Annotated in this window: 14 protein-coding genes; 5 read left to right on the forward strand and 9 right to left on the reverse strand. The window is 69.7% G+C overall.

The genetic code is table 11. The annotated features are described in order from the left end of the window. Positions 1–6 precede the first annotated feature (6 nt). The 7 genes from AC3A57_RS04435 to AC3A57_RS04465 all read right to left on the reverse strand — a co-directional run bounded on the left by AC3A57_RS04435 (position 7) and on the right by AC3A57_RS04465 (position 6,501). Positions 7–2,070, reverse strand: a complete 2,064-nt coding sequence (locus AC3A57_RS04435) for a flagellar biosynthesis protein FlhA (protein ID WP_487577787.1) — start codon at positions 2,068–2,070, stop codon at positions 7–9. Beyond that, positions 2,067–3,140, reverse strand: coding sequence for an EscU/YscU/HrcU family type III secretion system export apparatus switch protein (locus AC3A57_RS04440; RefSeq protein ID WP_487577788.1), 1,074 nt, complete (start codon positions 3,138–3,140; stop codon positions 2,067–2,069). The genes AC3A57_RS04435 and AC3A57_RS04440 overlap by 4 nt, the downstream gene beginning before the upstream one ends. Positions 3,141–3,142: 2 nt before the next feature. Further along, the gene (locus AC3A57_RS04445) at positions 3,143–3,910 is read right to left on the reverse strand and encodes a flagellar biosynthetic protein FliR (protein ID WP_487577789.1); all 768 of its coding nucleotides are present in this window, start codon (positions 3,908–3,910) and stop codon (positions 3,143–3,145) included. Between the two features lie 2 nt (positions 3,911–3,912). Next, positions 3,913–4,176, reverse strand: coding sequence for a flagellar biosynthetic protein FliQ (locus tag AC3A57_RS04450; RefSeq protein ID WP_487577790.1), 264 nt, complete (start codon positions 4,174–4,176; stop codon positions 3,913–3,915). A 15-nt stretch (positions 4,177–4,191) separates the two neighbouring features. Beyond that, entirely contained in the window at positions 4,192–5,340 is a 1,149-nt protein-coding gene (locus AC3A57_RS04455; protein WP_487577791.1) for a tetratricopeptide repeat protein, read from the reverse strand. 232 nt (positions 5,341–5,572) lie between these two features. After that, positions 5,573–5,953: a hypothetical protein gene (locus tag AC3A57_RS04460; protein ID WP_487577792.1), complete on the reverse strand. Its 381-nt coding sequence runs from the start codon at positions 5,951–5,953 to the stop codon at positions 5,573–5,575. A 5-nt stretch (positions 5,954–5,958) separates the two neighbouring features. Beyond that, complete coding sequence (locus AC3A57_RS04465; RefSeq protein ID WP_487577793.1) at positions 5,959–6,501, reverse strand: hypothetical protein; 543 nt, start codon at positions 6,499–6,501, stop codon at positions 5,959–5,961. A gap of 361 nt (positions 6,502–6,862) precedes the next feature. Here AC3A57_RS04465 and AC3A57_RS04470 point away from each other — a divergent pair, with 361 nt between their 5' ends. Further along, complete coding sequence (locus AC3A57_RS04470) at positions 6,863–9,196, forward strand: glycogen debranching protein (protein ID WP_487577794.1); 2,334 nt, start codon at positions 6,863–6,865, stop codon at positions 9,194–9,196. 145 nt (positions 9,197–9,341) lie between these two features. After that, complete coding sequence (locus tag AC3A57_RS04475; RefSeq protein ID WP_487577795.1) at positions 9,342–10,574, forward strand: hypothetical protein; 1,233 nt, start codon at positions 9,342–9,344, stop codon at positions 10,572–10,574. Here the strand turns inward: AC3A57_RS04475 and AC3A57_RS04480 are convergent. Beyond that, the gene (locus tag AC3A57_RS04480) at positions 10,549–11,436 is read right to left on the reverse strand and encodes a helix-turn-helix transcriptional regulator (protein WP_487577796.1); all 888 of its coding nucleotides are present in this window, start codon (positions 11,434–11,436) and stop codon (positions 10,549–10,551) included. The two genes, AC3A57_RS04475 and AC3A57_RS04480, sit on opposite strands and share 26 nt — an antisense overlap. A gap of 82 nt (positions 11,437–11,518) precedes the next feature. Here AC3A57_RS04480 and AC3A57_RS04485 point away from each other — a divergent pair, with 82 nt between their 5' ends. Together AC3A57_RS04485 and AC3A57_RS04490 are read left to right on the forward strand one after the other, a co-directional pair. Then, complete coding sequence (locus AC3A57_RS04485; protein ID WP_487577797.1) at positions 11,519–11,698, forward strand: hypothetical protein; 180 nt, start codon at positions 11,519–11,521, stop codon at positions 11,696–11,698. A gap of 200 nt (positions 11,699–11,898) precedes the next feature. After that, positions 11,899–12,585 (forward strand): alpha/beta hydrolase, encoded by a 687-nt coding sequence (locus AC3A57_RS04490; RefSeq protein ID WP_487577798.1) that lies wholly within the window; start codon positions 11,899–11,901, stop codon positions 12,583–12,585. A gap of 424 nt (positions 12,586–13,009) precedes the next feature. Here AC3A57_RS04490 and AC3A57_RS04495 read toward each other — a convergent pair whose 3' ends face one another. After that, entirely contained in the window at positions 13,010–13,783 is a 774-nt protein-coding gene (locus AC3A57_RS04495) for an AraC family transcriptional regulator (protein WP_487577799.1), read from the reverse strand. A gap of 297 nt (positions 13,784–14,080) precedes the next feature. On the opposite strand from AC3A57_RS04495, the gene AC3A57_RS04500 reads away from it, so the two are divergent. Beyond that, positions 14,081–15,223: an MFS transporter gene (locus AC3A57_RS04500; protein WP_487578395.1), complete on the forward strand. Its 1,143-nt coding sequence runs from the start codon at positions 14,081–14,083 to the stop codon at positions 15,221–15,223. The last annotated feature ends 19 nt before the right edge of the window (positions 15,224–15,242 follow it).

Consider the following 15,242-nt stretch of genomic DNA (forward strand, 5'->3'; position numbering starts at 1 on the left):
ACCTGGTCAGTTGACCTGTATCGCGGCGAAGGAACGCACCGGCGTGGTGGCGGGAATCTCGTTGAGGCCGAGCACGGCCACATACGGCATCGAGCGGTGCAACAGGCCGCGCAGGCCGCGCCTGATCGGCGACGGGCACAGGATCACCGGCGACAGGTTGCGGCTCATCATCGACTCGGCATGCCGCGACAGGTTCTTCATGAAGCCGTCCAGTTGGCCGACATCGGCGAACAATGTCCCGCGCGCGTCTCCCGGACGGAGATTGGCCATCAGCGTGCGCTCCACGTCCGGCGCCAGGGTCAGGACGTGCAGGTCGCCCTGGGCGTCGCGCAAAGGCTGGCAGATCATCGCGCCGAGGCGTTCGCGCACGCGTTCGGCCAATTCGTCGGCCGACTTGGTGCTCTTGCCGGCGTCGATCAGCACCTCCAGGATCGCCTCCAGATGGCGAATGCTGACCTGTTCGCGCAACAGCAGCTGCAAGACCCGCTGCACATCCGAATAGGTCAGCACCGTCGGCACCAGGTCGTCGAGCAAGGAACCGTGCTGTTCGCGCATGCGCTGCAGCAGGCGCTCGGTGTCGGCGCGGGTCAGCAGGTCGGCCGCTTGGCGCTTGACCAGTTCGCTGAGATGGGTCATCAGCACGGTATCGGGATCGACCAGGGTGTAGCCGGCGCTGCGCGCCAGCGGGCGCTGTTCCTTGGCGATCCATTGCGCCGGCAGGCCATAGGCCGGATCGCGGGTCTGCGGCCCCTCCAGCGCGGCGCGTTCGCCGCCGGGGTTGATCGCCAGGATGCGGTCCATCGCCAGTTCGCCGTTGCCGACGCGGCTGCCGTGGAAGTGGATCTCGTAACCGTCGGCGGCCAATTCGGTGCGCGGGCCGGTCTGGATCTTCGGCAGCACGAAACCCAGGTCCTGGGCGAACTGTTTGCGCAAAGTGGAGAAGCGCTCGATCAGATCGCTGTCCGGCCCGGTCAGGCGGGCGGCCAGCTCGCTGCCGAGGCGGATTTCGATCGGCTCGATCCGCATCCATTGCTGCATTTCGTCGCCGGCCGGCGCGGACGCCTGGGTCCCCTCTTCGCCCGCCGCGTCGTTCTGCCGCGCCGCCGCTTCCTTGTAGACGCGCGCGCTGAGGAAGGCCAGCACGCCGAGCAGGGCCAACACCACCAGCACCGGCAGCTTCGGGAACCCCGGCAACAGCAGGATCGCGAACAGAGCCAGGCCGACCACCAGCAGCGCGCGCGGATTGGCCAGCACCTGCTTGGGGATTTCCGAGCCCAACTGGGCGTCGGCAGCGGCGCGGGTGATGATGATGCCGGTCGCGACCGCGATCACCAGCGAGGGAATCTGGGTGACGATGCCATCGCCGATGGTCAACAGGGTGAAGCGTTGCACCGCCTCGCCCCAGGGCAGGCCGAGCTGGGCGATGCCGATCGCCAGGCCGCCGACGATATTGGTCAGGATGATGATGATGCCGGCGATGGCATCGCCCTTGACGAACTTGGTCGCGCCGTCCATCGCGCCGTAGAAATTGGCCTCTTTCTCGATCAGGGCGCGGCGGCGCTTGGCCTCGTGCTCGTCGATCAGCCCCATGTTCATGTCGGCGTCGATGCTCATCTGCTTGCCGGGCATGCTGTCCAGGGTGAAACGCGCGGCGACCTCGGCCACGCGCTGCGCGCCGCTGGTCACCACTACGTACTGGACCACCACCAGAATCAGGAACACCACGATGCCGACGACGTAGTTGCCGCCGACCACGAACTCGCCGATCGCGTTGATGACCCGGCCGGCGTCGGCCCCCTCCAGGATCAGGCGCGTCGCCGATACGTTCAGCGACAGCCGGAACAGGGTCGACAACAGCAGGATGGTCGGGAAGGTGGAGAACTTCAGCGGCGTCTCGGTGAAGAACGTCACCAGCAGGATCAGCAGCGCCAGGCTGATGTTGGTCACCAGCAGGAAATCCAGCACCGGCGCCGGAACCGGCACGAACAGCACGACCAGCACGCCGATCACCAGCGCCACCAACGCCAGGTCGCGCTTGCCGGCCCACAGCAGGTGCAACATCGATTTCATGCCGGCGCCCCGCCGCTGCGCGCGGCCCACAGTTCACGGTAGATCGGCGCCAGCTCGGCGTAGCGGCGCTCCGGCACCATCGCGTCGATCTCGCATTCGGCGTACAGGGCGCGCGCCAACGGCGGCACCCGCATGATCGGCACGCCATGGCGGGCGGCGAGGCGGCGGATACGATGGCTCAGCACGCCCGCGCCTTTGGCCAACACGACCGGCGCCAGGGTCTGGCCGGGCCGATAGCGCAGGGCCACCGCGACATGGGTGGGGTTGGTCAGGACCACGTCGGCCTGCCCCACCCGGCCGATCGCCCGCGCTTTCTGCAGCAACTCGCGCAGCTGCTGGCGCTGCTTCGACTTGACCTGCGGATCGCCGTCGCGGCGCTTGATTTCGTCGCGCAGTTCGCGCCGGCTCATGCGCATCTTGCGCATGAACTCGCGACGGGTGAACAGCAGGTCGACCAGGGCGACCAGCGCCAGCACCATCAGGGTATAGATCGAGGCCTTGACGAAGCTCGCCAGCACCAGCGAGCCCAGCCGCTGCGGCAAGGTCATCGCCACCGCTTCGGCCAGCGCCCGCGCCTTCCACACGAACAAGGCGCAGATCGCGGCCAGCAGCAGGCACTTGACCACCAGCTTGCCCAGTTCCCACAGCGTGCGCAGGGAAAAGATCCGCTTCAGCGCAGCGGCCGGATTCATCCGCTTGAAGTCGGGCTTGAGCGGATGGGTGGTGAACATCGGCCCGGTCTGGATCAGGTTGGCGAGCACCGCCGCGACGACCAGGGCCAGCGCCAACGGCGTCAGCGACTGCCATACCGGCGCCCACACTCCGCCCAGCCAGCGCACGAAGGCGCCGTTGAGGCTGGGCGCGCCGCCGGCGAGCTCGATCGTGCGCCGGGTTGCCGCCGCCACCGCGTACGCGGCCCAGCCGGCGCTGGCGGCTGCGACCGCCGCGAACACGATCATCATCACCGCGCCGACCGCGTCGGCGCTCTTGGCGACCTCGCCGCGCTTGCGCGCCTCCTCCAGCCGGTACGGGGTAGGCTGCTCGGTCTTGTCCTGGTCGCCCTGGGACATGCTCAGCCTCCCAGCAACGCCGGGACGCGCTCGAACGCATCGCGGAACAGGCGGCCGATCAGGCTCGGCATGAACGGCAGCGTCGCCGCGAACAGCAGCACGGCGACGACGATCTTCAGCGGCAGGACAAGGAAATACACATTGGCCTGCGGCATCGAGCGGGTGGCGTAGGCCACGCCCACGTCCACCGCGAACAGCCCCAGCACCACCGGCGCCACCACCATCAGCGCGAGCAGGAAACTGCTGCCGACCAGGCCGAACAAGGCGCCTGCGTCGAGCCGCAGTCCGGCACCGCCCAGCGGCAGCACGCCGATGCTGGCGACCAGGGCGCGGTACAGATCCAGGTGCAGGTCCAAGGCGAAGAACAGCACCGTCCCCAGCAACATCAGGGCGGTGCCCAGCGCCGATTGGGCGTCGCCCTGGCTGCCCGGACTGAACAGCGTCGACGCGCTGAGTCCGGCCTGCACGTCGACCAACCAGCCGGCCTGATGCAGCGCGCCCTGCGGAATCATGATCACCAGGCCGAACACCAGGCCGATGGCCAGTTCGAGCGCGGCCGCGACGACCCAGCCCAGGGCCTGGTCCGGCATCGCGGCCAGGTCGGCGCCGGGCATCGCCAGCACCGTGGCCCAGGCCAGGCATAGGGCCAGGACGATGCGCACCATCGGCGGCGCCCAGCGCAACGGCGACAGGCCGCCGATCACGATCGGCGGCGCATAGCGCAGGAAGGCCAAGCCCAGGGCGCCGGCATAACGTTCGATCGGCTCCATCGCTACAGCCCCGCCGCGACTTCGAACATGCGTTTGGCCAACTCGGTGGCGACCGACAGCATCCATCCGCCCATGAACACGCATACCGCGACCACCGCCGCGAGCTTAGGCACGAACGTCAGCGTCATCTCCTGCACCTGGGTCACGACCTGCACGATCGAGATCGCCAGGCCGATCACCAGCGTCGCCAACAGGATCGGGGCGGACATCTTGACCGCCGCGAGCAGCGTTTCCGTCAACAGACGGACCGCATAATCCGCGTCCATGGAGGCTTCTCGGGCTCAGGTCGGCTTGGCGTCGAGCAGGCGCTTGAGCCGGGCGGCGAATTCTTCGACCGGCATCGGCGCGGCCACGCTCGTTCCCGAGCGCAGCAGATCGTCCATCACCGCCCGCGAAGCCTCGCGCTGGTCGCGGGCATCGAGCACCAGGGTCTGCGCGTAACGGGCGGTGATCGCCTGCGGGTCCAGGCGCAGGGCGCGCTTGATGCCCTGCTCGGCCAGGTCGTAGTTGCCGCGCAAGGCATCGATCAGGGCCAGTCCGCCGTGGGTGTCGGCGAAATTGCGATCCGATGCGTAGGCGCTACGGTAACTGGCTTCGGCCGCATCGCGCCGACCGTCGAGCAACTGGCTCCAGGCCAGCGCATGCCAGGTGCCGATATGGTCCGGCATCGCCTGGGTGGCGCGCTCGAGCACCTCGCAGGCTTGCGGCACCTGGTTGCGCAGCATCAGCAACTGGCCGAGGCCGGACAGGGCCCGGCCGGAGCCGGAGTGCCGGCGCAGCGCGCGCTCGAAAGCGTCCTGGGCGAGGTCCAGGTCCTGCCGCCACAAGGCCAGGGTTCCGGCGACCAGCAGCGCTTCGTGCTGATCCGGGTCCAGAGATTGGGCCCGGGCGGCCGCGGCGGCGGCCTCGTCGAAGCGGCTGGCGTCGAACAAGGCCAGGGCCAGCACGCCGTGCGACGACGGTTCGCCGCTGTCCAGGGCGATGGCTTCGTGGGCGAAAGCGATGGCGTCGTCGTAGCGCTCCTGCATCAGCGCGATCCGCGAACGCAGCAGGACCAGCGGCGGTTCCGGGCCGAAACGCTGCAGCGCCGATGCCAGTTGGATTTCGGCCTGTTCCGGCCGGCGCAGGCAAAGCAGGCTGAATGCTAAGTCGTGGCGTATCGCCGGCGCATCCGTGCCGGCCGCCAACAGGGCCGAGCCGGCGCGCTCGGCGGCCGCGTAATCGCCCTGCAGCAAGGCGATGCGCATGCGCCTGAAGCCGACGCCCGCGGTCTCGGCGGCTGCGAGCGGCAGGGTTTCGAGCGTTTTCAGCGCGTCTTGAGGCCGACCGGCGACCGACAAGGCGTCGGCGAGTTCGCAGGCGAGATCCGCATTGGCGGGGTCGGCTTCGAAGTAGGTCTGCAGGCGCGCAATCCGTACGTCCGTGTCCATTGAATGCTGTGCCCAATCGCTTACCGGCACGGCGGCCCGTGCCAACTACCGAACGCCGTTCCTCCCCGACACCTGCGCCCGCCCCTTGTGCCTTCGTCGCACACTGTGATGAGCGCCCGATTGCAACGAGACGCACTCTACAGCCCGATTTTGAAGTCAGTCAACCGACTTTCGGAGCATGGCGAAGCAGAAAAATGTGCCAACCCCGAATGAAGATGAACATGCTGAAGCGCTAGCCGCGGCGCAGTTCCTCGATCAGCTCGGACAGGGCTTTGCATTGCTCGGCGTCCCTCCGGATGGTCTCGACAATGCTGTCGATCATCGCCTGCCATTCGCCGTACTCGCGCAACTCCGGGCCGAACTCCCACAACAGGATCGCGCGCACCAGCCGCGGGCGCGCAGCGTCCATGGCCTGCTCGTCGCCCGGCGGCACCCGCGCAGCGATATCGGCCAGTTCGCGGCGCAGAACCGCGATGTCGCGCCGCGACGCGGCCGGCCCGCCCGCTCCGGACGCGGAGTTTCCCGATCTTGCCGCGCGCTCGCGCTTGCTCGCGACCTCCAGCCGCAAGGCCGAGATCAGCGCAGCGGTCGGCCCGAGACGTTCCACCGCCATCGCGCTCAGCCTTCGTAGCCGTAGCTGGACAGGAACCGCGGCGCAGCGGCGGCCAGCGGCGCGATCGTATCGGCCGGCGCCGCGATGCCGTCGAGCAGGCGCTGCATGTCGGCCGCCAACGCCGGCACCGGCTGGGCCAGGGCCAGTCCCGCGCGCAGCTCGCGCGCCGCCGCGACCGAATCTTCGCCGACCAGGGCCGACAGGCCGCGCGCATAGGCGGCCAGCGCATCGTCGCCGCCGCTCAGCGGCGCCAGCACCGCTGCGGCCTGATCCGCATCGCCCTTGCCGAGCAGCAACTGGCCGAGCTGGAAACGCGCGATCGCCAGTTGCGGCGCCGCCGCGACCACCGCCCGGAAACCGGCTTCGGCCCGATCCATCAGCCCCATTTGCGCGTACTGCGCAGCCAGCAGGTAGCGGGCGTGCACCTGTCCCGGCTCGCGCTCCAGCAAGGTCTTGAGCAGCAACAAGGCCTCGGCGTCGCGGCCGCCGTTGATCGCCGCCAGCGCCAGGACCAGCAGTTCGTCGTTATCGAGTTTCTCGTAGTTCATGCGAATTCCCGCCGCACGCAGATCCGTGCCGCATCCAGGCCATGGGTAGGGGCGGATTGTCCGCCCGCGCAGCGGCCTGGGCAAACCCCGTCAGCCGCCTGGTTGGTTATCCGCCCGGCGGGGACGATGGTTTAGGGCGGCGGCCCCGACCACCCGCGACTGGACCAGGCAGCACACTGCAACCGCGAGGATTGCGCGGCCGGCGCGACCGGGCGCCCGGCCGCGCCGCGGCGGCCGCAATTCGTTCCGCGTCACGAATCGCCGCGTGAATACGATTGCAGCCGCTCCGGAGCGCCGCAGCATCGCGCCTAGAGTGCCTGCAGGCGCCGATCCGGCGCATCCGACCCCGGGGAGCAGGACGATGCGGACAACGCGGCAATGGCGACACACCACCTCCGGCCTGGCCTGCGCGGCCGCTGTCGCGCTGGCGACGGCCTGGCCGCTGGCCGCATCGGCCGCGATCGACGCCCAGCAGCTCGGCGCGCGCTACGACGCCGCGCAGGCCAACCTCGCCTTCCGGGTCTGGTCCTCGCGCGCGACCCGGGTCGAGGTCTGGCTGTACAAGGCCGGCTCGGGCTCGCAGGAGGTCGCACGGATCGCCCTGAGCAAGGACGCGGCCAGCAACGTCTGGTCGACCACCCTGCCGGTGACCACGATCAAGAACAGCTACGGCATCACCGGCGCGGTGTACTACGGCTACCGCGCCTGGGGGCCGAACTGGCCGTATTCGGCCTCGTGGACCAAGGGCAGCAGCACCGGTTTCGTCAGCGACGTCGACGCCGCCGGCAATCGCTTCAATCCCAACAAGCTGCTGCTGGATCCCTACGCGCGCGAGATCAGCCAGGACCCGAACACCGCCGCCTGCCCCGACGGCACGATCTACGCCAGCGGCGCGTCGCACCGGCACAAGGACAGCGGCGCCTGCGCGGCCAAGGGCATCGCCCTGGCGCCGCAGTCCGGCTCGATCGGCAGCAAGCCCAGCCGTCCGCTCAAGGACGAGGTGGTCTACGAAGTGCACGTGCGCGGCCTGACCCGCAACGACGACAGCGTGCCCGCGGCCGAGCGCGGCACTTACGCCGGCGCGGCGCGCAAGGCCGCCCACCTGGCCTCGCTCGGGGTCACCGCGGTCGAGTTCCTGCCGGTGCAGGAGACCCAGAACGACCAGAACGACATCGCCCCGAACTCGACCGCCGGCGACAACTACTGGGGCTACATGACCTTGAACTACTTCGCCCCGGACCGTCGCTACGCCGCCGACAAATCGCCGGGCGGGCCGACCCGCGAGTGGAAGGCGATGGTCAAGGCCTTCCACGACGCCGGGATCAAGGTCTACATCGACGTGGTCTACAACCACACCGGCGAAGGCGGCCCCTGGGGCGGCAGCGACGGCCTGACCGTGTACAACCTGCTGTCGTTCCGCGGCCTCGACAACCCGGGTTACTACTCGCTCAGCAGCGACTACCAGCACCCCTGGGACAACACCGGCGTCGGCGGCAACTACAACACCCGCCACCCCGCGGCGCAGAACCTGATCGTCGACTCGCTGGCCTATTGGCGCGACACCCTCGGCGTCGACGGTTTCCGCTTCGACCTGGCCTCGGTGCTCGGCAACACTTGCCAGCACGGCTGCTTCAACTACGACAAGCTCGACCCGGGCACCGCACTGAACCGGATCGTCGCCGAGCTGCCGCCGCGTCCGGCCGGCGGCGGCGCCGGCCTGGACCTGATCGCCGAGCCCTGGGCGATCGGCGGCAACTCCTATCAGGTCGGCAATTTCCCGGCCGGCTGGGCGGAGTGGAACGGCCTGTACCGCGACGCGCTGCGCAAGAAGCAGAACAAGCTCGGCCAGGAAACCGTCACCGCCGGCACCCTGGCCACGCGCTTCGCCGGCTCCAGCGACCTGTACGGCGACGACGGCCGCAAGCCCTGGCATTCGGTCAACTTCATGGTCGCCCACGACGGCTTCACCCTCAACGACCTGTACGCCTACAACAGCAAGCAGAACAACCAGCCCTGGCCTTACGGCCCCTCCGACGGCGGCGAAGACCACAATCTCAGCTGGGACCAGGGCGGCGCGGTCGCCGAACAGCGCAAGGCCGCGCGCACCGGCCTGGCCTTCGTGATGCTCAGCGCCGGGGTGCCGATGATCACCGGCGGCGACGAAGCGCTGCGCACCCAGTTCGGCAACAACAACAGCTACAACCTGGATTCGCCGGCCAACTGGCTGTACTGGACCCGCAGCGCGATCGAAGCCGACCACGAAACCTATACCCGCCGCCTGATCGCGTTCCGCAAGGCGCACCCGGCGCTGCGCCCGGCCGGCTTCTACTCCGGCGCGGACAACAACGGCAACGTGATGGAGCAGTTGCGCTGGTTCAAGCCCGACGGCGCCCAGGCCGATGCGGCCTACTTCAACGCGACCGACAACCACGCCCTGGCCTGGCGCATCGACGGCAGCGAGTTCGCCGATCCGGCCAGCGCGATCTACGTCGCCTACAACGGTTGGTCGGGGCCGGTGAACTTCGTCCTGCCCTGGCCGGGCAACGGCAAGCAGTGGTATCGGGTGACCGACACCGCGACCTGGAACGAGGGCCCGAACGCGGTCGCCCTGCCCGGCTCGGAAACCCTGATCGGCGGCGAAAACACCAGCTATGGACTGCAGGCGCGCTCGCTGCTGTTGCTGATCGCCAAATAGCCCGCACCCCGGAACGCGACCGCGGCGAATCCCGACCGCGGTCGCAGTTGCGGCCGGCGGCCGCGGCGGGCTGGCCTCGCCGGCGGCGGCTTGGCGTTGGGCGGAATATCGGCGGGCGCCCCGCCCCGCCGTCGTCGAGGTCCGCATGTGGCAGCTGCGCACGATCGACAACCCCAGCGGCGCGGCGCTGTGGTTCAGCGACGGCCAGCCGTTGACCGCGATGCGCGGCGGCAGCGGCGCGTCGAGCCGGCTGATCGTCGACGGCCTGGGCTTTTTGGACATCACCGACTTCCAGAACGGCTTTCCGAACGGACCGGTGATGGATCTGGTCGACTGCAACGGGATCAGCCTGGACTACACCCCCAACCCCAGCGTGCAGTTGGACCTCAGCCTGAGCGCGGACGCGCGCTTCGCGGCGACCGCGGTCGGCAGCGGCCAGAGCGGCGCCGGCGCGCTCAAGCCGCTGCCGGCGATCGCCCCGGCCGATGCGGCTTACCTGGAAGCGATGATCGCGCAGAAGTACGTGCCGTATCAGGACATCCCGGATGCGCCGGGCAAGAGCACCGCCGAAATCCGCGCGCTGGGCGAACGGCTGTTTCCGTTCACGCCGTATTCGTTCCAACTGGCGATGTCGATCTACGACTGGACCACGGCCTCGTTCACCCGCCTGGTGCTGATGAAGATCTTCGGCTACACCGCGATGGGCCACTCGCCGCCGCCGCTGGACCAGCCCAGCATCGCCGATGCGATCTGGGAATCGAACTGGAACACCTACAACCCGCAGAACCCCGATTACATGCGCTCGTTTCTGATGGCGCCGGCCGATTCGCTGCAGAGCGTGCAGACCCAGCTGGCCGCGGTGGCGACCCAGCTGCAACGCTTCAGCGACGTCGAGAACCGCCTGCTCGCGGCCGGCTTCCAGGCCATGCCGCGCACCAGCGTCCTCGACCAGGCGCAGCTGTTCAGCGGCCAGGTCGACATCTACCAGCTCGGCACCGAGCATTTCGGCATCGAGTTCCTGCAATGCCCGCTCAACGCCGGCCCGGCCACCGTGCCGCTGCAGATTCCGCTGCAGCAGGCGCTGGACGACTACATCCAGCCCGGCGACACCTTGACCACCAAGATGGTGTGGAGCTTCGGCAGCACCTACGACGAGGCTCTGCAGTACCAGAACGGGATCGTGCTGATCGCCAATCCGCCGCCGGGCGCCTGGGTCTGGGACGCGGCCAGCTACATCACCCCGCTGTCGGACGGGCCGGACAAGATCGAGTACACCTTCGCCCCGGGCACGAGCTTCCTGGTCCAGTCGGTGGAATGGAGCCAGGACAGCAAGGGCGACCCGCTGTGCGTGATCACCCTGCAGGTGTTGCCGGGCTGAGCGGCTCGCGCACGCGCCGGCGGTACTCGCTCGGGCTCAGGCCGAAGGCGCGGCGGAAGCTGCGGCTGAAGGCGGGTTCGGAGCCGTAGCCGACCTGGGCCGCGACCAGCGAGACCAGCGCATCGGTGCGCGCCAACAGATCGGCCGCCAACTGCATGCGCCAGCCGGCCAGATAGCGCATCGGCGGCTCGCCGACGCGCTCGGCGAAGCGCTGGCCCAGCGCCGAACGCGATTGATGCAGGCGCGCCGCCAGCGCGTCCACCGTCCAGTCGCGCGCCGGCTCGGCATGCAGCAAGGCCAACGCGCGGGCGACCAGCGGATCGCGCAGGGCGAGGATCCAGCCGCGCTGCTGCGCCGGCGCTTGCGCCAGCCAATGCCGCACCGCCCAGATGAAGACCATGTCGATCAGGCGCGCGATCATGATCCGGCTGCCGATGCTCGGCTGCCGGGTCTCCTTGCGCATCGCCTCGAACGTCAGCGCCAGCCACTGCGCCGGCGACTCGTCGGCCGCGCCCTGCAGCGCCGTGCGCACGTGCAACAGGCCGGGCAAGGCGCGCATCAGCGCGGCGCCGCTGAGCGCCTCGAACACGAACGCGCCGCTGGTCAGCTGCGGGCCCGCGCCGGCGCCGGCCTCGATCCGGTGCGCGCAGCCCTGCGGCAGGATCAGCAGATCGCCCGGCTGCGCCTGCACGCGGCTGCGCCGGCCCGGGCCGGCTTCGATCGCGAAGCTGCACGGCGCCTCACGCACGAAATGGAACATCGCCCGGCCGCGCGGATAGCGCAGCGGCTGGCCGGCGAGCAGCGCGCCTTCGCGCACCAGTTCGCCGTTCAGGCGCGCCAGGCGAAAGGCTTCGAAGAACACATCGGTTTGCAGCGGGTCGGCTTGCAGCGGGTCTGTCCGCCGCGGGTCGAACTGCGACGATTCGCTCGGTCGCGAGTCCGTTTTGGAGCCGTCGGCCGGCGCCGACCGCTCGCGCGGCGAACGCTTCGGCGCCGCGAGCGATGCCGGCTCGACGGCCGCGACCGGCTCGGAAGAGCGGGAAGATCGGGGGCTGCGGGCGGTCTGGCGTTTCGGCATCGGATGGCGGCGTTTCGGTCACGCCACGGCAGCGGCGGCCGGCTAAGTTAAGCGCTCGGGCCGGCACGGCCACAAGCCCGGGCGCAGGCGTTGCGGCCGCGCAACGCCTGCGCCCGGCTTCACGGCGGCCAGCGCGCGGACATGAAACCCTCGCGCTCGCACCGGCCGGGCACCGGCCGTACGGGATCCCCGCCAACGGGCTCCCTACGCTCCCCTTCGTTGGCGCCTTCATTCGGAACCACCATCATGAGCAGTCAGCCGACCATCGTCCTCGTCCACGGCTTCTGGGGCGGCGCCGCCCACTGGAGCCGAGTCATCGTCGAACTCGCCCGCAAGGGCCATCGCCTGCGCGCGGTCGAGCTGCCGCTGACCTCGCTGGCCGACGACGTCGAGCGCACCCGCAAGATGGTCGCCCAGGTCGACGGACCGGTGCTGCTGGTCGGCCATTCCTATGGCGGCGCGGTCATCACCGAGGCCGGCAATCAGCCCAACGCGGTCGGCCTGGTCTACATCGCCGCGTTCGCGCCCGACGCCGGCGAAAGCCCCGGCGGCATCACCCAGCAGAGTCCGCCGCAGGCCGCGCCGGACCTGGCCCCGGACAGCGACGGCTATCTGTGGCTGAGCCCGGACAAGTTCCACCAGGATTTCTGCCAGGACCTCAGCGCCGAGGAAGGCCTGGTGATGGGCGTGACCCAGAAGGCGCCGCTGGCCGGTACCTTCGGCGACGCCATCTCGGCTCCGGCCTGGAAGAGCAAGCCGAGCTGGTACCAGATCTCCAGCCAGGACCGGATGATCTCGCCGGACAACCAGCGCCGCATGTCGGCCCGGCTGGGCGCGAAGAAGGTGATCGAACTCGACGCCAGCCACGCCTCGCTGGCCTCGCGCGCCGCCGAAGTCGCCGCCCTGATCGACGAGGCGGCCGGGTCGGTGTAGTCCGCCCCCAGCGCGGCGCCTGCCCTTGCAGGAGCGGCGTCCCACGGGGATTTCCTCCGGTCACAAGCCGCGACCGCGGACTGGCGGGAGACGGCGAAAGCAACGGCAACGGCAAATCCCCCCTCCCCCCCTTTTTCAAAGGGGGGAACAGCAACGGCGCGGCGCGTTCCCTTGCGCGGCACGTGCCCTTGTAGGAGCGGCGTAAGCCGCGACCGGAGGCCGGCGCCAGACCACCCACTGGGCTTGCTCCCCAACCGCCACGCCCCCCAAGGGTAGGAGCGGCGCAAGCCGCGACCGCGGACTGGCGGGAGACGGCGAAAGCAACTGCGAAGGCAACAGCAACGCCCCCCGCCCCCTCTTTTTCAAAGGGGGGGAACTGCAAGCGGGGACGGCAGCGACGTGCGCCCTGGCCGCGGCAACGACGTTATGCGGCGTTGCCCAGGTATCGGCTCGGCGGCAGGCCGACGATGCGCTTGAACATGGTGCTGAAGGCCGAGGCGCTTTCGTAACCCAGGTCCAGCGCCAGGGCGGTGATCGGCTCGCCCGCGGCCAGGCGCGGCAGCGCAGCGAAGATCGCCGCTTGCCGGCACCACTGGGCGAAGCTGATCCCGGTCTCGGCGCGGAAACGGCGGGTGAAGGTGCGCCGGCTCATCGCCAGGTCGCGGCACCAGTCGTCGATGCCGTCGTGCGGCGAGGGATGCGCCAGATGGGCGCGACAACGCTTGGCCAGGCGCGGCTCGGCCGGAAACGGAATGTCCAGCGGCAACACCGGGGCGCGCTCGATCTCCTGCACGATCAGCGCGTAGATCAGCTGGGCGCGCGCGTCGGCTTCGCCCGGCAACGGCAGATCGCGGGTCTCCAGCAGCAATTGGCGCAACAGCGGCGCGACGCCGAGCACCCGGCAATCGTCGGGCAGGCCGGCGCTGACCCCGGGCTCGATGTAGACGCTGCGAGTGCTGATCCGCACCAGCACCTGCACCTCGTGCTCGACCCCGGCCGGTATCCACACCGCTCGCTCCGGCGGCACGATCCAGCGCCCGGCCACGGTGGTGACCAGCATCAAGCCGTGCGCGGCGTACAGCAGTTGGGCGCGGCGATGGCTATGCGCGGGAATGCGGTGGTCGGTCGGGTGGTCGTTCGCGGTCGCCACGACCCGGCCCGGCAGGGCGTCGACATGGGTCGCCAAGACATTGCGCATTGGCCCGAACTCGAAGACTGTTGACCTGAACAATAATGCGGGCAGCGCCGCCGGGGCGTCTACTGAGCCACGACTTCCCTCCCCGACGCCTCGCGACACGCACGCCGGCCCCGCGCCGCCGCGCCCGCGCCGCCGTCCCTGCGACGGGCCGACGGCCCGCACTGCCGCATGAATTCCCTAGACGCCGCCCGCACCGAATCCAGCCTGTCCAACGACGCCATCGAGCCGGCCGCGGTGCCGGAATTCGCGCAACCCGCCGCCGCCGAGCCGGCGCGGATCGCCTTGCCGATCCTGGCGATGCTCAGCGTCTGCCACCTGCTCAACGATATGATCCAGTCCTTGCTGCCGGCGATCTATCCGCTGCTCAAGGACGCCTTCGCGCTCGACTTCGGCCAGATCGGCCTGATCACCCTGACCTTCCAGCTCACCGCTTCGCTGCTGCAGCCGCTGGTCGGCATCTACACCGACAAACGGCCGATGCCGTATTCGCTGGCGATCGGCATGGGCTTCACCCTGGTCGGCCTGTTGCTGCTGTCGCGCGCGTCGAGCTTCCCGACGCTGTTGCTGGCCGCGGCCCTGGTCGGCTCGGGCTCTTCGGTGTTCCATCCCGAATCCTCGCGGGTGGCGCGGATGGCCTCCGGCGGCCGCCACGGCCTGGCCCAATCGCTGTTCCAGGTCGGCGGCAACGTCGGCTCGGCGCTGGGGCCGCTGCTGGCGGCGTACATCGTCATGCCGCACGGCCAGGGCAGCGTCGGCTGGTTCGCGCTGGCGGCGCTGACCGCGATCGTCATCCTGAGCCGGATCGGCGTCTGGTACCGCGCGCAGATTCCGGCCCAGCGCCAGCCAAGCGGCCGCGCCGCGAACGCGGCGCCGCTGCCGCGGCGGACCGTCGCCGCGACCATGCTGGTGCTGGGCGTGCTGATCTTCTCCAAGTACTTCTACATGGCCAGCCTGTCGAGCTACTACACCTTCTACCTGATGGAGAAGTTCCACCTGGCCGCGCGCGACGCGCAACTGCACCTGTTCGTCTTCCTCGGCGCGGTCGCCGCCGGCACCCTGCTCGGCGGCCCGATCGGCGACCGCATCGGCCGCCGCTACGTGATCTGGTTTTCGATCCTCGGCGTGCTGCCCTTCACCCTGCTGCTGCCGCACGCGAACCTGTTCTGGACCACGGCGCTGACCGTGGTCATCGGCCTGGTGCTGTCCTCGGCGTTCTCGGCGATCCTGGTCTATGCGCAGGAACTGGTGCCGGGCCGCACCGGCGTCATCGCCGGGCTGTTCTTCGGCTTCGCCTTCGGCATGGGCGGACTGGGCGCGGCCGCGCTGGGCCAGTTGGCCGACCGGATCGGCATCGAGGCGGTGTACGGGCTGTGCGCCTACCTGCCGGCGATCGGTCTGCTGGCCTGGTTCCTGCCCAAGCTGGAGCGCCGCGCCGGCTGATCGCGCCGTGCGAGCGCGG

The sequence above is a fragment of the Lysobacter sp. Soil_C_15 genome, assembly GCF_057657315.1.